The organism is Hydrogenobacter sp. T-2, from assembly GCF_033971325.1.
Lineage (GTDB): Bacteria > Aquificota > Aquificia > Aquificales > Aquificaceae > Pampinifervens > Pampinifervens diazotrophicum.
The window spans coordinates 1,404,616-1,422,155 of the sequence record NZ_CP117180.1 but is presented as its reverse complement, the minus strand read 5'-3'; the positions used below and the strand labels follow the sequence as shown (position 1 = coordinate 1,422,155).

The window sequence follows — 17,540 nt, the reverse complement described above, 5'->3', positions numbered from 1 at the left end:
TTGTATGATGGGTTCGTGTGATGAGAGTCAGGTTTAGAGTAGTGGTCTACAGCAAGGAAGGTAAAAAACTTAGCAAAGAGGACTTTATAGCCTTTCGTGAACCTCTCTATATAGGCATAAGGTATGTGGTAGAGTTTAAATATCTTGAGGCAACCAAGTGGCTAATGCTTGCAAAGGACTGCCAAGAGAAATATCTGCTTTTGGCATTGCTTAACTTTGCTCTTGGTCAAGACACACAGGCTCGTGAGTTTTTGCAAGAGGCATTAAAGCATGAAAGGGCTACTGATTACCTTTTTGTGATAGAAAAGCCAGAAGAGGGTATAAAGGTGGCTATTGAAAGGATAGAAGCCTCCTTGCCTGATTTTCTATTATCCTTGTAAAGGCAGTAGGAAGCTCGCTTATGCTCCTTATCCTTATAGCACTTTTCTCAAAGTAATAGTCTGTGTAATTTCTTTCTGTGCCAACTCCTATGCCTATGATTGGTATTCTTGCCTTTATCTGTGCTATAAGGCTTTTTAGCTCTTGACCTTTTAGACCTCTTGTGGGCTCTCCATCAGAAAAAACTACAATACATCCCCTAATGTGATTTTTCAAGCAGAAGGTCTGAAGGTCTTCATAAGAATATATAAGGGCTTTTTCAAGGTTTGTCCCACCGCCCAGCAGGTTAAAAAGCTCTACTATCTTCCACTTTACACTTTTGTAGTCCTCTGAAAACGCCTTTAGTCTAAAAACCCTGTCTGAAAACACATCTATGGAAAAGGACATTTTAAGGCTTTCTATAACCTCTGAAAAAAGCAAAAGAGCCTTTATGGCGTTTTGTATTTTGTCCTCTCTTTTCATAGAAGTGGAAATATCTATGAGGAGCTTGAAGGCTAACTCTTTTCTTACTGGTATATGCCTTCTCATGTATATTTTTCCTCTTCCAAGAGGAGCTTCCACGCTTAGGCTTTTAGTATCAATCCTTCTACCATAGAAGTGCTTTCCGGTCCAACCTTCTTCTTCTTGTGGCATGAGTTTGACCAGTTTTCTCTTTAAAGCGTCTATGTGTGGCAAAATATCAGAGAGCATTCTTTTGTAAACCATAAAGTCTTCCTTTCCAAGACCGTAAGCCTTCTCATACAGTCTGTCCTCTTCTGTTTTTTCCCTTTTGCTTCTTCCAAAGCCAGACTGAGAAGAGGAAGAAGACTGCTCTTCCCATCCCTTTATAATAAAGCTCAAAAAGCCTCTGTGTTCTATATCAACCTCAAGGGTTTTTGGCAAAAAGTGTCTTATAAACTCCACATCCCTCTCTATCAAGTTTATGTAAGACATCTGCTTTAGGTAGTCTCGCATCCAGTCTGGGACTGCCTTTAGACTTTTGAGTATTTCTTTTCTGTCCGCTTCTGATATATCAACCGCCCTTTTGTCCTTGTTTTGCACTATTATCTCTTGAAGATGTTCTGGTAGTTTCTTTAGAAGGTCTGTCATTATCCTGCCTCTGTGGGCATCAACTCTGGTCTTTCCTCTTGCCTCTTCCAAAAGCAGGTCAACATAGTTTATGTCTTGTGCCTTTTCTATATGACTCATGTATCTTCCAAAGAGGTCCTCCATAATTATGTCATAGGCATCCCTGCTTTTTGCATTTAGATACTCTTGGAGGAATTTCTGTGTATCTTTTTGATAGTTCCCTTCACCAAGCCAGTTTTCCAGAAGAGAAATAGCAAAAAGGTGGTGTGGATAGTAGGTTTCTAAGTTATTAAATATGTTTTTGTAATGCTTTTTTACAGTTTGCAAGCTATCTGGATGGCTTTTTATAAGCCTTTCGTCTGTTTTTATAGACTCCAAAACCGCATAAAGCACTAAAAAGGACGTAGGCGTAAAGCCAAATTTATAGAATTCCCTTTGACCAATCCTCCAAAGGTAGAGGTCAGTGCTAAAAAGATACTCTATCTCATGCCTTATGATATTTATGGCTTCCTCTTCTGGTTTGTTAGAGACTTCCTGAAGATAGAAGGCAATGCCAGAGGGTCGCTTTACTGGTTCTGGCACATCCTCTATTTCCCCCTTTGCCCACATTTCGGTGAGAGGTAGAAACTTAGGGTCATAGCCAGCTCCCCAACCCTCGTAGCTTGCCTGAACCTCTATGTCATACTCATCAGAAAGGAGCTTCTCTATTACCTTCCAACGCTCTTTCACTTTTCGCCTATTACCATTATGGCACCAGGTCTCTTTATGCGTGGTGCGACTATTTCCATAACTCTAAAGTGGTGCACCATGTTGGTAGATTCCACATAGGCAAGGCTAAAGTCAAGCCCAAGGACAAGGTCCATATTTTGTGGTCCTGTGGACAGGAGAATAGCCTTTCCTTCTGGGACTATAGGTGTGTGGTATACATCAGAAACCAGCTTTTTAATCTGCTCAATCTCAAGAAGTCCCGTGTTGTGATAGACCCTATTGAGCTTAAAGTAGTCCCTTGGGTTCAGTAGAAGATAGTATGGTCCATAAAATCCCTTCTCCGAGAGCTTTGATATACCCAGAGCTGCATCGTTAAAGGCGTTGCCAAGCACATCCCAATCGCTCATGGACATGCTCTGCCTTCCTTCCACGGTAAGAAAACCCTCTATTTCCATTTTTGGATTGCCGTGAATTATGAGGGTATCTTCCGCCACTGCAGTGGCAAAGGCTGCAGCAGATGCCTGAGAGGTATCAATTGGCAAGTTAAATTGTCTGAAGTATTCAATGTCTCTCCAAGTTATGGAGAAAGGCTTGAATATGGTGGGAAGGGTTATGTATTTTCTTCTTCCTGTTCTCACAGGCTCGCAGGCTTCGCTCTCTTCTCCTGGTTTCACCTCACATACTCCCGGTTCTACCCCAAGGTAAACATCGTAGGCTATTACCTGATGCCCGACACCTATAGGTCCTATAATTGGCATAAACCTTCTGCATACAAGGGTCTTTTTAGCCACATCAATAACCGCACTTTCTAATTGCTCCCATTCTTCAAAAGTAAGTGGTGATTGGTCTCTTCCTAAAAAGTCCATTTAACCACCTCCTAACTTAAATTATACGCCAATATTCTTCAAAGGCTATCCATGTTTTTGGGATTATTTCCTTTAGGTTGTCCCATCTTTTCATGTGTTTTTTCCTCTTTTCTGATGCCCTCCAGAGGGTGCTCCCAAAGACCTCTTGAGCTTCCTCTTCAAACTCTTCTGGAGAATCCTCACATAATGCTTTACCTGCCATATCCCCCGATATGACCGCGTTGGCTATTCCACCGCCAGTTATGGGATGACAAAAGCCACCCGCATCCCCCACAAGCAGAACCCTCTTTCTTACCAAAGGCAGTAGCCCATCCGCAGGTATCCATCCGCCCGTTCTTTTTATTACTTGCTTCTCTACTACACCCTCTGCAACAACCTCTTCTACGAACCTTTTGAGACTTTCCATCACATTAACTCCATAATCTGGGTCAACCCCCACTCCCACGTTGGCGAGCCTTCCCTTTGGAAAGACCCAGCCGTATCCTCCAGGTATGTAGTCTCTAAAGTATATAAGAAGGTCTTCAAGCTCCTTTGTCAGCTCCAATGTGCTTTGTGCAGTGGTGAGAAATGTCTGGGTTTTTTCACCAGTGAGCCTTGCCACCTTTGACCTTGGTCCGTCCGCACCCACTACAAAGTCCGCCTTTACTGGAAACTTTTCTCTCGTGTCAATCTCTTCAAGCCATGCAAAACCATCTTCAAAGCCCAAAAATTGTGTTCTAAGCATATATACCGCACCCTGCTCCTGTGCCAGCTTGGCTATCTGAGCGTCAAAGACCTCTCTGTTTAATACAAAGCCCTCCGACCACATACTTACCACCTCTCCCCAAGGTGTAAAATGAACCATATTCTTTACCCTCTGAGCTATAGCTTCTTCTGGAAAGAACTCCTTAAACTGATGGTATAGCTGAATAGGGACAAACTCCGCACATTGCACAGGCTTTCCTATACTTCTTTTTATGTCAACCACCAAAACCCTTTTACCAGCCTTTGCAAGCCTATAGGCACAAGAAGAGCCTGCTGGACCTCCTCCAACTATTAAAACATCAAACCTTATCATGCTCTTTATTGAAAAGACTTGAGGGTTTAAAGCCTATGCTATACCTTTCTTCCACATACATCTCTATGCCAGTCTTGGGGTTCTTTATAAACCTTCCGCTCAGCCTCCTTATCTTAAAAACGCCAAAGCCTCTGAGCTCAAGCCTACCCTTTTCAAGAACAAGGTTAACTATCTCTTCAAAAAAACTGTCCACAAAGAGCTTAGCGTCCGCCCTGTTTTTTATATTAAACTCCTTCCTAAGGCTTTCTATTAGGTCTGTTTTTTTCATCCTTTTCCTCCACATAGAAGGTTCTTACCCGTGAATTTTTACTGACCGCAACCGCCCTATCTTCTTTTCTGTAGTAAACTATCTCGTCCGCTTCAAGGAAATTCTGTCCTTCCTCCACTCTTGCTTTTCCTATAAGGGTTATAACCTCGTTCTGCATGTCGTAGACCATTTTGTTAGCAGAGGCTCTTCTGTTTCCCTCCGTATATCTTGCATTTCCCTCCGCTTCTATGAGCCTTGCCCTTCTGTTTTCGTCCAAGTTTATAACTACTCTGTTTGCAGTAAGCAGCATGTCCCCTCTTGTGATTCTCACATTTCCTGAATACACCACCTTATCCTTCTCATAGGTGAGATTGTCCGCTTCGCCTACTATGGGCTGTGCAAACATAAGCGTAGGTATTAAGAACAAAAGAATTACAACCTTTCTCATCTTATGTCCGTCCTCGCTCTATTAATTATAACTTTTAGAGGCTTTAGGGTTATCTCAAAGCCCTTACCCCTTATGAGATTTTCTCCCTGCAATATTTGGACGTTCCCTTCTCCCCATATTTTACCCTCATTTAGGTTTATGTATGCGCTTTGTGTCTTTGCGGTAATGTCTTCAGACTTAACCTCCACCCCTTCTGTGAGCATTCCTTCTCCTGTAGACCTGTCTATATAAGCCTGAACAGCCTTTATGTTAGCCTCCGTTGAAAAGAGCTCCGCCTCGTAGAGCTTAACGTCCTTGCCAACCACCTCAAGGCTCTTACCCCTTATAGTCCACTCAATACCAGTCCTACTATAGGCTTTTATTGTTACGCCCTCAAGGAGGTTTACCATCTCTTCTTGTCCACTATCTGTTGCAAAGCTGTCTATATACATCCTAACAGTGAAAGCAAGAAATATTATCAGTAAACTAAAGACTAAACTCCTAAGCATAGTATTGGCTTATTACCTCTTCCCACTGTCCTCTTAGCTTTAAGATAAACTCTATGGCATCCCTTACTGCTCCATGCCCACCCCTTGATTTCGTTATATACAGAGCATGTTTTTTTATCTCTTCTGGTGCATCCAAAACCGCCATAGGAAAGCCCACCCTTCTCAGAATTGGAAGGTCCACATAGTCATCACCAAGAAAGGCAATCTCTTCCAAGCTAAGAGAAAGCCTATTTATTATATCCTCAAGCACTGGGAGTTTCTGGTTATAGCCTAAATGCACCTCATCCACTTTTAGTTCCTTTAGCCTGTTTATAAGTGCCTCGCTGTTTCTTCCAGATATTACACCTATCCTTATGCCAGCCCTTTGAGCCAGCTTTATGCCAAGTCCGTCCCTAACATTGAAGACCTTTATCTCCTCACCCCTTGAGGTGTAGTAGAGCCTTCCGTCTGTGAGAACACCGTCCACGTCAAGTAAAAGCAGTTTTATCTTTAAAGCTCTATCCCTTAATTCCATCCTATGCTTGAACGTAGCTCTCTTTCAACTTCTTTATCCTCCAAAGGGCTTTGCTATCTTCAGGTGTGATAAGGCTGTAGGCTTTTCCATAAGTGCCTATCCTTCCAGTCCTACCTATGCGGTGTATGTATACCTCTGGGTCTTCTGGGATATGGTAGTTTATCACAAGGCTCACACCCTTTATGTCAAGCCCTCTTGAGGCTACATCTGTAGCCACTACTATCTTAACCTTGCCATCTCTGAAAAGCCTTAGAGCGTTTTCTCTCTGCCTTTGTGTCATATCTCCATGAAGGGAGACCACATTAAAGCCCTTTCTTTTCAGCTCTTGCGTTATATCCTTTGCATCCTTTTTTGTCTTTACAAAGACTATAACCTTTTCAAGGACATGTTCCCTCAGTATCTTCTCAAGCTCAGACATCTTTTGTCCAGAGGAACTCAGCTTTATGAGCCTTTCCTCTATCTTTGGCTTTAGTTCTTCTGTTATAACCTTAACAAACTTGTAGTCCTTTTTTAGGTGTTTCTTGGCAAGCTCTTCTACCTCTCTTGGTATGGTAGCAGAAAAGAGAAAGGTCTGTCTTTCCTTTGGAAGCTGAGTTATTATCCACTCAATGTCTTCTATAAAGCCCATATCAAGCATTCTATCCGCCTCATCTAAGACGAAGTATTTTAGGCTCTCAAAGTTAAAAAGACCCCTCATGCTAAGGTCCTTTATCCTCCCTGGCGTCCCTACTATGATGTTTGGTGTTATCTTCCATAGAAGCTCAAGGTCCTTCTGGACTGGTGTCCCACCGTAGAAGCTAAAGACCTTTAGCCCTTTATACTTTGAAAGCTGGTATAACTGCTCTTTTACCTGAATAGCAAGCTCTCTTGTAGGTGTCATTATAAGGGCGGTTGTCCCTTCTTCCTTTTCGCTTCCTTCAATGATAGGTATACCAAAGGCGGCGGTTTTTCCTGTTCCTGTTGCAGCCTGACCCATTATGTCGTAGCCCTTAAGGGCTAAGGGTATGGCTTCCTTCTGAATTGGAGTGGGTTTTTCAAAACCCAAGTCCTTGAGTGCCTTACGCAAGGGAATACTAAGCTGTGAGAAATCAAAGTTCATTTCTTCCTCCTTTTTACTTTAATTATAAGCGAGCCACAGAAAATTACCAGCATAAGAAAATTCTTATTTTGAAATGTTAGAAGATATTCTTTGAAAATTTGAATGGATATTTATTCCTTTTAGCCCTACATTTTATCGTGAGGTTATCAAAGGAGGTGTAAAAATGGAGCTAACAAGGCGAAGTTTTCTAAAAGTTGCGGGCGTTTCTGCAGGTGCTACCCTCACTGGTGGGCTTGGTTTTGACCTAAAGCCTGCCATGGCGAGGGTTAGAGACCTTAAAATTTCCAACGCAAAGGCTGTGAAAAGCATATGTCCCTATTGCTCTGTTTCTTGTGGTGTAATAATCTACAGCCTTACCGATGGTTCTATGAACGTAAAGCCAAGGGTCATACATGTGGAGGGCAATCCAGATGACCCTGTCAATAGAGGAACCCTTTGTCCAAAGGGTGCAACCCTTAAAGACTTTATAAACGCACCTAAAAGGCTCAAAAAACCTATGTATAGACCCGCTGGTGCAAAGGAATGGCAGGAAATAAGCTGGGAAGAGGCTCTTGATAAGATTGCAAGGTTGATAAAGGATACGAGGGATAGGACTTTTATAGAACAGGATGAGCAAGGTAGAACTGTTAACAGATGTGAAAGCATAGCTTGGGTTGAGGGTAGCACCATAGCCAACGAAGAGGGCTATCTGTGGGTAAAGATGGGGGTTGCCCTCGGACTTGTTGCACGAGAGACCCAGGCGCGAATATGACACGCACCAACGGTGGCCAGTTTGGCCCCAAGATATGGAAGAGGTGCGATGACCAATGGATGGAATGACATAAAGAACGCAGACCTAATACTCGTTATGGGAGGAAACCCTGCGGAGAACCATCCCTGCGGTTTTAAGTGGGCGATAAAAGCCCGTCAAGAAAGGGGAGCTAAGATAATCTGTGTAGACCCAAGGTTCAACAGAACCGCTGCTGTCTCTGATATCTTCCTGCAGATAAGAGCTGGCTCAGATATAGCCTTTATGGGTGGTCTTATAAACTATGTGCTTCAGAACGGGAAATACAACGAGGAGTATATAAAGCACTTTACAAACGCTGCATATATCGTAAAGGATACTTACAGCTTTGACCCACAAACAGGTCTATTCTCTGGCTACGACCCAGAAAAGAGAAAATACGACCAGTCCCTCTGGGGATACGAACTTGACGAGAAGGGTATGGCAAAGAAGGACATGACACTTCAACATCCAAGATGTGTATTCCAGCTTATGAAGGAGTTCTACTCAAGGTATACGCCAGAAGTAGTGGAAAAGCTGACAGGCATTCCAAAAGATAAGTTCCTTGAGGTGGCAAAACTCATATCGGAAACATCCGCTCCAGATAAGGCTATGACACACCTCTATGCTCTTGGATGGACACATCATTCCACAGGAACACAGCTCATAGGCTCTATGGCTATACTTCAACTGCTACTCGGAAATATAGGAGTGCCGGGTGGTGCAATAAATGCACTTAGAGGTCATGCAAACGTTCAAGGCATGACTGACCTTGCAGGAGAAGGAAGGTTTTTGCCGGGCTACCTTAGACCCCCGAGGGCAGACCAGCAATCTCTCAAAGACCATATACAGGCAAACACTCCTAAGGCTATAGACACTTCTATGAACTTTTGGTCTAACTACGGCAAATTTTATGTAAGCCTTCTTAAAGCATGGTTCGGGAATGCTGCAACTCCAGAGAACGAATTTGCCTACCACTATCTTCCTAAGTTGGAAAAGGTTATATCTATGGACGAGATACTGGACAGGATGTATAGGGGTAAGATGGAAGGCTTTGTTTCCGTGGGTATGAACATACTTGCAAGCAATCCAAACGTCAAGAAGATAGCGGAAGGACTTGGAAAGCTAAAGTGGATGGTGGTTATTGATGTCTTTGAAACGGAGATGGCGGGCTTTTGGAAGTATGTGGATGACCCATCAAAGATACAAACTGAAGTATTTCTGCTGCCTTCTACACTCTTTGCGGAGAAGGAAGGTTCATTCACAAACAGTGGAAGGGTTATAAAGTGGAAGTATAAAGCGGTAGACCCACCAGGCGAGGCAAAGGATGAGCTGTGGATAGCGGGTCAGTTGTGGATGAGGCTCAAAAACCTTTACAAGAAGGAGGGTGGTAAGTTCCCAGACCCCATACTCAACCTTACATGGAACTTCCAAAACCCCTACTATCCAACTGCTGAAGAGGTCCTGAGAGAAATGAACGGCTACGCCCTTGCGGACCTTACAGATGACAAGGGTAATGTGGTGGTTAAAAAGGGTGAAAGGCTACCCGGTTTTGGTGTGCTAAGGGATGATGGGACAACAGCCTGTGGCATGTGGCTATACTCTGGTGTTTTCCCTCAATCGGGCAACAGGGCGAAGTCTACAGACCTCTCCGACCCATCAGGTTTGGGAGTCTATCCGGGCTACGGCTATAGCTGGCCAGCCAACAGAAGGATACTCTACAACAGGGCGTCCGCAGACCCAAGCGGTAAGCCTTGGAGCGAAAAGAAGAAATATCTATGGTGGAACGAGGCAGAAGGCAGATGGGTTGGCTACGACGTGCCAGATATAAGGCCAGACTTAACACCTGATTATGGACCCTTCATAATGCTTCCAGAAGGAAGAGGTAGGCTATTCTGTGCACCTCTTGTGGATGGACCCTTCCCAGAACACTACGAACCCTTTGAGTCTCCCGTAGAGAACATCCTACATCCAAAGACACCTCACAACCCAGTGGTTAAGATATACAAGTCAGACCTTGACCTGCTTGGAAAACCAGATGAATTTCCATATGTGGCGACCACCTATAGGGTAGTTGAACATTTCCACTATTGGACAAAACATATCTATGGCACATCTGTGCTTGTGCCCAACATGTTTATTGAGATACCAGAGGAGCTTGCAAAGGAGTTGGGTGTAAAAGAGGGTGACAAGGTAAGGGTTGTTACCGCAAGAGGTTCTGCGGAGGGTTATGTCCTTCCCACTAAGAGGATAAAGCCTCTCACGATAAATGGTAAAAAGGTATATACGGTAGGTATCCCTATACACTGGGGTAATGAGGGTGTAGTTAAAGGTGCCCTCGCCAACATGATAACACCCTTTGTGTGGGACCCTAACTCTCAAACTCCAGAGTTCAAGGGTTTCCTTTGCAGGGTTGAAAAGGTAAAAGCATAAGGAGGTGAAAAGATGGCTACAGTAACCACAGAAGGAACGGTAGGATTGGGGTTGAGGCGGGTCTCCGCCTCCAAATCCCCTGACCAAAGTATAAAGCAAGCAGACCAGCTTGCAATACTTGTAGATATATCCAGCTGTATAGGTTGCAAAGCCTGTGAAGCAGGGTGCTCTCAGTGGCATGACCTAAAGCCACCTCTCAACGTGGGACAGCAGGCATTCTTTGGTTATCAGTCTGGTCCTGGTCTTGCTCCTAACCTCTTTATGTATATGCGTTTTCAAGAGGAGGAAACTCCAAATGGGCTTGTTTGGGCGATAACCAAGTATCAGTGCATGCACTGTGCGGACCCCGGCTGTCTTAAGGCGTGCCCATCTCCCGGTGCTATAGTTCAGTATGCAAACGGCGTTGTGGACTTTGACCACTCTAAGTGTATAGGTTGTAAGTTCTGTCTATCTGGCTGTCCCTTTGATGTGCCAAGGTACGACGCAAACAACAAACCATGGAAGTGTAACTTCTGCATAGATAGGGTTTCCGCTGGTCTTGAGCCCATGTGTGTAAAAACCTGTCCCACAAACGCCTTGCACTTTGGAACAAAGGAAGAGATGCTTATAAGGGCTAACAAGCTCCTTGAAGGTCTTAAGAAGAGAGGTTTTGAAAAGGCATCCATATACGACCCACCAGGTGTAGGTGGAACTGGATACATCTACCTTCTGCCTCACGGGGATAAACCCGAAATGTATGGGCTTCCAAAAGAGGCAAGCATATCACCTTTGATAAGCCTTTGGAAGGGTCCATTAAAACTTATAGGCTCAGTAGTGCTTTGGGGAACGCTCCTTGGTGCTTTCTTACAGCTTATACTCTTTGGACCCATAAGGGTAGGCAAGAAGCATAAGAAGGAGGAATGATCATGGAAGAAGTTAAGAACCTTGAAGAGATTGAGGTGGAAAGGTTTTCAGCCTTTGACAGGTTTGTGCACTGGCTTACAGCCATACCTTTTGTATATCTTTTCCTCTCAGGGCTTGGCATGTATTCTCCAAAGTTTGCCTGGCTACTTCCTCTTCTTGGAGGAAAAGAGTTCTCCGCATGGCTTCACAAGTGGGCGGGTGTAGTGTTTGCTGTTGGTGTTTTCCTTATGTTTCTAAGATGGGCAAAGGACTTTGTTCTTGACAGCGATGACATTAGGTGGCTTTCCAATGTAAAGCATTACATAAAGGGAGAAGAAGAAAAACTTCCTGAGGTAGGCAAGTATAACGCAGGTCAGAAGATCTTCGGCTGGATGGTCTTCTTAGGTGGTGCTCTGTTTCTTATAACGGGCATAGTTATGTGGTTTCCCGAGAGCTTTTCTGCAAAAATAGTAAGGCTTTCCATACTCCTTCATAGTCTTGCCTTTATACTGGTGGGTGCAGGCTTTATAGTGCATGTTTACATGGGCACTGTGGGTGTTCCCGGTTCACTTTCTGGCATCATAACAGGCAAGGTTTCCGCACTCTGGGCTATGCACCATCATCCAAAGTGGTTCAGACAAATTATGAGGAGGCAATAATATGAAAGGGCTTTTGCTGGCAGGACTGGGAGGCTTATGCCTCCTGTCTTTTTAAAAATAGCTTGTGAGGTTATAAAATGAACATATTTAAACTGAGAGAGAAAGAATACGCCCTTGAGAGGTTAAGGGTTTTAAAATCAAAATATCCAGAGGCTTCTGAACTTCTTGATTTTTACTCACATATTCTTGAATACCAGAGAGAGGTATACGAAGCTCTTGAAGGCAAAGAACCCAACTGGCGAAAGGGTATGAAATGGTTTTACAAACTACTTGAATTATGCAGAGAAAAGGGAACAATTCAAATCTCTGAAAGGGCAAGGGAATTAAGGCAGATGGAGAGGGATAGAGTGGGTGGTATGATAGATAGGTTTCTAAAGGAGAAGAAGGCAGAGGACGTAGACAGGTTTTTATTTCTTACCTTCCTTGGTCCCTTTTACGAGCGTATGGCGGAGAGTATGGATATTGATAAGGAGAACTGGTTTAAGACAAAATGTCCCGTCTGTGGCTTTAGACCTCACATATCCTACATAGCGGACAAGGAAGATGTGGAAGGTGGTAGGTTTCTCCTTTGCGTTTTATGTGGAACTGATTGGCTATACAACAGAAACAGGTGTGTAAACTGTGGAAACGAAGAAGATAATTCTATCGATTACTACTACAACGAGGAAAACAGAGCTGTTCAGATACAGTATTGTCATAAGTGCGGTCATTACATTAAAATTGTGGATATGCGACTTGATGGTCTTGCGGTGCCAGTGGTGGATGATATAGCCACACTTGTCCTTGACCTATGGGCGAAGGAAAGAGGTTTTATAAGGTTTGAGAGGAATATCTTTGGTTTATGATAAGCAGGAGAATTCTCCTTAGTTTTCTGCTTTCTATACCTATCTTAGGCAAGGTAAGGGTTATGGATATTGAGGTTCAAGGTTGCATCATAAAGGCGGACAGGCTATACAGGGTAGATGAAGATAGAATGCTTTTCCAATGGGTAAAGGATGAAGGCTCAGGGGTTTACTCTGTGGGTTTCATGCAGGTGCTTTCCTCTCTCATTTATCCACTTTATGCCATAAGGATAAAGCCTGTTAATACGGTGGTGGAGTTTGATTCAAACCTTGCGGTAGTTGAGTTTGGAAAAAGGGTCTCCACCTTTCCAAGCCCCCTAAGTGGAAGGATAGTAGAGTCTAACAAGATGTTAGAGAGGGAGCCTTCCCTCATAGTAAGTAGACCTTACGAGAGCTGGGTTGTTAAAATAAAGTCTGACCGTCCAGAGGAGCTGAAGAGATTAAAAAGAGCGGAAGAGATAGTGGATATAGTAAGAGGTGTAATTGTTAGGGAAAAGATAGAATGTCTGCCAAAGAAGTAGGGAGAGTTTGGCATGCTGGTGCGGTCCCGGGACTTCAAATCCCGTGAGGGGTCCTGTTAGGGGTCCCTGGAGGGTTCGATTCCCTCACTCTCCCGGTTTATAATACTGATATGAGGGTGGTGGACTATATAAAGGAAGGGCTAAAAAACTTTGTGGAGGAAGTGCCAGAAGGATATAGAGAGATTGGAAAGTGTAGCCTAGGCTGTCATTCTGTTAGGTTTTTCATAAAGGGTAGCCCAGAAAGGGTAGAGGACATAAAGTTCAAAGCAACCAACAGGTGTAAAAAGCTCCTTGCAGTGGCGGACTTCGTCGCACAGAGGATAAGGGAAAAGGGCAAGGTGGATGTAGATGATTATGAGGTGCTATCTTACTTTTCAGAAGAGAAGGAAAAGGACAAGCTCAAAGATAGGCTCAACATGGTAAAGACCGCACTGGGGCTTTGAGGGGAATATAATTTAACCCTATGGAAATGGTAAAGTTAAAAGTCAATGGCAAAGAGATACAGGTGGAAAAAGGCACTACCCTTGGAGAGATCTTTAAAGCCCTTGGCATAGAGGATGCCATAGGTGGAAAGTCTGGCTCAAAGTTAATAGACCTTCTTACTCCCATAAGAGAGAATATGGAAATAGTTCCTATCCATAGACAAGACCCAGAGAGCCTTGAGATAATGAGGCATACCCTTTCTCATATAATGGCACAGGCTCTAAAAGAGCTATATGGCTATGAGAAGGTTCATCTTGGTGTGGGTCCTACCACGGAGGAGGGCTTTTACTACGATGTGGAGGTGGAAGGACATACCATAAGCTCAGAAGACCTTCCAAAGATAGAAGAGAAGATGAGAGAGATAATCTCAAGAAACTACCCCCTCTTTAGGAAGGAGCTTTCAAGGGAAGAAGCCATAAAGCTCTTTTCCGATATGAAAGAAAACTACAAGCTGGACATAATAGCAAGGATAGACCCACAAGATACCATATCCATCTACGGTCAGGATGGTTTTACAGACCTCTGTAGAGGTCCACATGTGCCTTCCACAGGTATGGTGGGAGAGTTTAAGCTAACCCATGTGGCGGGTGCTTACTGGATGGGAGACTCTTCAAAGCCTATGCTCCAAAGGATATACGGTATAGCCTTCTGGGATAGAAAGGAGCTTGAAGAAAGGCTAAGGTTTTACGAAGAGGCAAAAAGGAGAGACCACAGAAAACTCGGTAGAGAGCTTGAGCTATTCCTTATAGAGGACGAGGTGGGTGCAGGACTTGTTATATGGCTTCCCAAGGGTGCAATCTTGAGAAAGACTCTTGAGGACTACTGGAAGGAAGAGCATATAAAGAGAGGATATCAACTCGTATACACTCCACATGTGGGAAATGCAAAGCTCTGGCAGACAAGCGGGCATTTGGACTACTACAGACCTAACATGTTCTCTCCTATGGAGATAGAGCAGGAAGAGTATTTTGTAAAGCCTATGAACTGCCCTTTTCATATAGCGGTCTACAAAAGCAAAGTGCGCAGCTACAAAGAACTGCCTCTTAAACTGGCAGAGCTTGGCACAGTCTACAGATACGAAATGTCAGGCGTCCTTCATGGGCTTATGAGGGTTAGAGGTTTTACGCAGGATGATGCTCACATAATATGCACTCCAGAGCAGGTGGAGGAAGTAATACAGGAAACCCTTGAGTTTGCGGTTGAGATGCTAAGGTCTTTTGGTTTTGAAGACTTTAAAGTCTATATATCCACAAAACCTTCAGATGCCATAGGCTCTCAGGAGCAATGGGAGCTTGCGGAGGGAGCTCTCAAAAAGGCTGTGGAGAAGATAGGACTACCCTACGAGATAGACGAAGGTGGCGGTGCTTTTTATGGACCAAAGATAGACGTGAAAATAAAGGATGCCATAGGCAGGCTTTGGCAATGCTCCACCATACAGTTTGACTTCAACCTTCCAGAGCGTTTTGACATGGAGTATGTGGGTCCAGATAACAAAAGGCACAGACCATATATGGTCCACAGGGCAATATTTGGTTCAATAGAGAGGTTTGTGGGCGTTTTACTTGAGCATTACGCGGGACTTTTGCCACTTTGGCTTTCTCCTGTGCAGGTAAAGGTCATACCCATATCTCCAGAAAAGCATGGAGACTATGCAAGAGAAGTGGAAGCATATTTGAAGAATAAGGGCATAAGGGTAGAGCTTGACCTAAGAGATGAAAGGCTAAACGCACGCATAAGGGATGCGGAGCTTCAGAAAATTCCCTACGTGGTGGTGGTAGGAGATAAGGAGGTAGAGAGCAGAAGTCTTTCTGTGCGAAGTAAGAAGGAAGGCAATCTCGGCTCTATGACGCTGGAGCAATTTCTGAACATGTTGACTGAAAAAATAAGGAACAAGGAATAATGTTTGGAAGAGTTGCAGTCCATATATGGGAAGAGGACTACGAGTATCTTAGATATGTAAAGAGTTTGCTTTCCAGGCTTAACATAAAGCCTAACTTCCTTTTTGTAGAGGAGGAAAACCTTCTTGGAGACCTTGTGAACTTCTTTTCAAAGCCTTCCGAAGAAAGGGAAAAAGCCATAAGAAAACACATAGAGGAGCTATTTGAAGACTACGAGTTTTACACTCTACCAAGCTCTAATAATGCCACCCTTGAGCACCTTCAGGAAAACTATGACCTGATATTCGTAAAATACAAGAAACAGCTATTTCGCAAGTCTGTGCCAGAATGGATAATATCTGGAACTGATGGTTTGGGGTTGTGGGTTTATAAAGATGGAGCTAATACAAGCGTAAGGAAAGTGTGCCTTCCAATAGACTTTTCCGATAGGTCTATAAGGCAAGTAGAATTTGCCCTTAAGTTAAGGGAGTTTATACCCTTTGATTTTGACTTGGTCTATTCTATCAACATAAGCAGGTTAAAGGATAAGCTGGTTATTAGCGATTACGAAAAGCGTCTTGAGGATAAGAAAGAAGAGGCAAGGCATATGTTTACAGACATGTTTGGCGAAAGGGACATGAACCTGATATTTCTGGAGGGAGACCCATACAGGGAGATGGTTAAGTTTATAAACTCATCTCGGTATGACTTGGTAGTTGTGGGAAGAAGAGGCAAGGGTATGAGAGAAAGAATAGGCAGTGTTTCCCTTCATCTTATAAGGAGTTTGAAATGTCCAGTGCTTGTCCTGTAAGCAGGTTTTCAAAAATTTTCCTTGCTCCTTTTTGTCCCTCTGTTAAGAGGGCTTTTAGAAGTCTCTTTCGCATAGAAGCCTACGGGCTTGAGAATATTCCAAAGGAGCCTTGCATAGTGGTAAGCAATCACAGAAGCCACCTTGACCCTCCAGTGCTAAACAGCGTTTTTCCAGAGCCTTTGAGATTTCTTGCTAAGGAAGAGCTTTTTAAAGTGCCTATCCTTGGAAAACTGCTCCCCCATATGGGTGCATTACCAGTCAAGAGAGGCTCTGGAGACTTGGAGGTGCTTGAGCTTGCCTTAGAGCTTATGCACTTTGGATGTAAAGTTGGCATATTTCCTGAGGGAACAAGGGCAGACCCAGGGGAGTTTCTAAGACCCAAGCTCGGCGTAGGCTTACTGGCAATAAAAAGCCAAAGACCAGTGCTCCCTGTATACATAGAAGGGACAGACAAGGTTTTTCCAAGAGGTGCCAAGTTTCCAAAGCCAGGACATCCCATAAGGGTTTTTATTGGCAAGAGCAAGGTCTATTATGATGAGGACAATCTTAAAGGCTACAGAAGGGTAGCGGAAGATATAATGGAAAGCATAAAGGAGCTCGCCCGTGCCAAAGATAGTGAGCATAGTAGGATACCATAACTCGGGAAAAACCACGCTTATAGAAGCACTCATACCCCAGCTTAAGGCAAAGGGTTTAAAGGTTGGATACCTCAAGCATGACCCAAAAGCTCATGGCATAACCGATAAGGAAGGAAGCGACACAAACAGGGTTTTCAAAGTGGCGGACAAAGTAGGGCTTTTGTCTCCAGATAGACTAACTCTATGGGAAAGGAGAGAAGATAACCCTTTAAAGGTGGTAGAAGAATACTTCTCAAACTTTGATGTGGTTCTTTTGGAAGGATGGAAGTCTTTAAAGGGTGTAAAAAAGGTTGTGCTTGGAGAGCTTGATGTTGAAGGTTTGAGGGTGGAAGGTCTAAAGGACTTGCAAAAGGTTATAGATTATATATTGGAGGATTAATATGAGTTTGCTTTTCCTTTTGCTTTTGCTGGTAGCTTCTATTACTCACGCTGATGCCTTCACACAAGAAGACCGTGAAATGCTAAGAAGCACCTACATAAGGATGGAAAAACTTGAGACTAAAGTGGAAGTGGGTTTTCAACAAATTGAAAAAAGGTTTGAGCAGATAGACAAGAGGATAGAGCAGGTAGATAAGAGAATTGATATGGTTATAACCTTTATGGCTATACTTGCGGGCACTTTTGCCACTATAACTGCGGTAACTATAGGCTTTGCCATATGGGATAGAAGGACTATGATAAGACCCTTTGAAGATAAGGACAAAGAACTTGCGGAGCTTATGAAGAAGTATAACATGTTATAAAAAGGAGGAGAT

20 protein-coding genes and 1 tRNA gene are annotated in these 17,540 nt (G+C 43.6%); 13 read left to right on the top strand and 8 right to left on the bottom strand.

The window, feature by feature from the left end; all coding sequences use genetic code 11:
* The first annotated feature begins 20 nt into the window (after positions 1 to 20).
* Entirely contained in the window at positions 21 to 380 is a 360-nt protein-coding gene (locus tag IAE16_RS08260; RefSeq protein WP_323700344.1) for a hypothetical protein, read from the top strand.
* Here IAE16_RS08260 and IAE16_RS08255 read toward each other — a convergent pair.
* Genes IAE16_RS08255 through IAE16_RS08220 form a run of 8 tightly spaced genes read right to left on the bottom strand, consistent with a single transcriptional unit; the run spans position 331 to position 6,873 of the window.
* Positions 331 to 2,175 carry a vWA domain-containing protein gene (locus IAE16_RS08255; RefSeq protein WP_323700343.1) on the bottom strand — a complete coding sequence of 615 codons (1,845 nt, stop codon included), beginning with the start codon at positions 2,173 to 2,175 and terminating at the stop codon, positions 331 to 333. The two genes, IAE16_RS08260 and IAE16_RS08255, sit on opposite strands and share 50 nt — an antisense overlap.
* Positions 2,172 to 3,020, bottom strand: a complete 849-nt coding sequence (locus tag IAE16_RS08250) for a family 1 encapsulin nanocompartment shell protein (RefSeq protein WP_323700342.1) — start codon at positions 3,018 to 3,020, stop codon at positions 2,172 to 2,174. Before IAE16_RS08250 ends, IAE16_RS08255 begins: the two co-directional genes overlap by 4 nt.
* 16 nt (positions 3,021 to 3,036) lie before the next feature.
* Positions 3,037 to 4,077, bottom strand: coding sequence for a geranylgeranyl reductase family protein (locus IAE16_RS08245; protein WP_323700341.1), 1,041 nt, complete (start codon positions 4,075 to 4,077; stop codon positions 3,037 to 3,039).
* Positions 4,064 to 4,345: an HU family DNA-binding protein gene (locus IAE16_RS08240; RefSeq protein WP_323700340.1), complete on the bottom strand. Its 282-nt coding sequence runs from the start codon at positions 4,343 to 4,345 to the stop codon at positions 4,064 to 4,066. Before IAE16_RS08240 ends, IAE16_RS08245 begins: the two co-directional genes overlap by 14 nt.
* Positions 4,314 to 4,772 carry a lipopolysaccharide transport periplasmic protein LptA gene (lptA, locus tag IAE16_RS08235; RefSeq protein ID WP_323700338.1) on the bottom strand — a complete coding sequence of 153 codons (459 nt, stop codon included), beginning with the start codon at positions 4,770 to 4,772 and terminating at the stop codon, positions 4,314 to 4,316. Before lptA ends, IAE16_RS08240 begins: the two co-directional genes overlap by 32 nt.
* A complete protein-coding gene (lptC, locus tag IAE16_RS08230) occupies positions 4,769 to 5,260 on the bottom strand; it encodes an LPS export ABC transporter periplasmic protein LptC (RefSeq protein ID WP_323700336.1) in 492 nt (163 codons plus the stop codon). Before lptC ends, lptA begins: the two co-directional genes overlap by 4 nt.
* The gene (locus tag IAE16_RS08225; protein WP_323700335.1) at positions 5,253 to 5,774 is read right to left on the bottom strand and encodes a KdsC family phosphatase; all 522 of its coding nucleotides are present in this window, start codon (positions 5,772 to 5,774) and stop codon (positions 5,253 to 5,255) included. Before IAE16_RS08225 ends, lptC begins: the two co-directional genes overlap by 8 nt.
* A gap of 1 nt (position 5,775) precedes the next feature.
* Complete coding sequence (locus IAE16_RS08220) at positions 5,776 to 6,873, bottom strand: DEAD/DEAH box helicase (RefSeq protein WP_323700334.1); 1,098 nt, start codon at positions 6,871 to 6,873, stop codon at positions 5,776 to 5,778.
* 163 nt (positions 6,874 to 7,036) lie between these two features.
* Here IAE16_RS08220 and fdnG point away from each other — a divergent pair, with 163 nt between their 5' ends.
* The 12 genes from fdnG (at position 7,037) to IAE16_RS08160 (ending at position 17,528) form a co-directional block, all read left to right on the top strand.
* Positions 7,037 to 10,072 (top strand): formate dehydrogenase-N subunit alpha, encoded by a 3,036-nt coding sequence (fdnG, locus tag IAE16_RS08215; RefSeq protein WP_323700333.1) that lies wholly within the window; start codon positions 7,037 to 7,039, stop codon positions 10,070 to 10,072.
* A 12-nt stretch (positions 10,073 to 10,084) separates the two neighbouring features.
* Complete coding sequence (fdxH, locus tag IAE16_RS08210) at positions 10,085 to 10,975, top strand: formate dehydrogenase subunit beta (RefSeq protein ID WP_323700331.1); 891 nt, start codon at positions 10,085 to 10,087, stop codon at positions 10,973 to 10,975.
* Positions 10,976 to 10,977: 2 nt separating this feature from the next.
* Positions 10,978 to 11,613, top strand: a complete 636-nt coding sequence (locus IAE16_RS08205; protein WP_323700330.1) for a formate dehydrogenase subunit gamma — start codon at positions 10,978 to 10,980, stop codon at positions 11,611 to 11,613.
* A gap of 77 nt (positions 11,614 to 11,690) precedes the next feature.
* On the top strand, positions 11,691 to 12,458 hold the full coding sequence (locus IAE16_RS08200) for a formate dehydrogenase accessory protein FdhE (protein WP_323700329.1): 768 nt from the start codon (positions 11,691 to 11,693) through the stop codon (positions 12,456 to 12,458).
* A complete protein-coding gene (locus IAE16_RS08195) occupies positions 12,455 to 12,976 on the top strand; it encodes a biotin/lipoyl attachment domain-containing protein (protein WP_323700328.1) in 522 nt (173 codons plus the stop codon). Before IAE16_RS08200 ends, IAE16_RS08195 begins: the two co-directional genes overlap by 4 nt.
* Positions 12,976 to 13,071 (top strand) — tRNA-Sec (locus IAE16_RS08190). The genes IAE16_RS08195 and IAE16_RS08190 overlap by 1 nt, the downstream gene beginning before the upstream one ends.
* 15 nt (positions 13,072 to 13,086) lie before the next feature.
* On the top strand, positions 13,087 to 13,419 hold the full coding sequence (locus IAE16_RS08185; RefSeq protein WP_323700327.1) for a nicotinate phosphoribosyltransferase: 333 nt from the start codon (positions 13,087 to 13,089) through the stop codon (positions 13,417 to 13,419).
* Positions 13,420 to 13,445: 26 nt separating this feature from the next.
* On the top strand, positions 13,446 to 15,359 hold the full coding sequence (gene thrS, locus IAE16_RS08180; RefSeq protein WP_323701645.1) for a threonine--tRNA ligase: 1,914 nt from the start codon (positions 13,446 to 13,448) through the stop codon (positions 15,357 to 15,359).
* Positions 15,359 to 16,147 (top strand): universal stress protein, encoded by a 789-nt coding sequence (locus IAE16_RS08175; RefSeq protein WP_323700326.1) that lies wholly within the window; start codon positions 15,359 to 15,361, stop codon positions 16,145 to 16,147. Before thrS ends, IAE16_RS08175 begins: the two co-directional genes overlap by 1 nt.
* A complete protein-coding gene (locus IAE16_RS08170) occupies positions 16,126 to 16,785 on the top strand; it encodes a lysophospholipid acyltransferase family protein (RefSeq protein WP_323700325.1) in 660 nt (219 codons plus the stop codon). Before IAE16_RS08175 ends, IAE16_RS08170 begins: the two co-directional genes overlap by 22 nt.
* A complete protein-coding gene (gene mobB, locus IAE16_RS08165) occupies positions 16,751 to 17,164 on the top strand; it encodes a molybdopterin-guanine dinucleotide biosynthesis protein B (protein WP_323700324.1) in 414 nt (137 codons plus the stop codon). Before IAE16_RS08170 ends, mobB begins: the two co-directional genes overlap by 35 nt.
* A 1-nt stretch (position 17,165) precedes the next feature.
* Entirely contained in the window at positions 17,166 to 17,528 is a 363-nt protein-coding gene (locus tag IAE16_RS08160; RefSeq protein WP_323700323.1) for a hypothetical protein, read from the top strand.
* Positions 17,529 to 17,540: the final 12 nt, after the last annotated feature.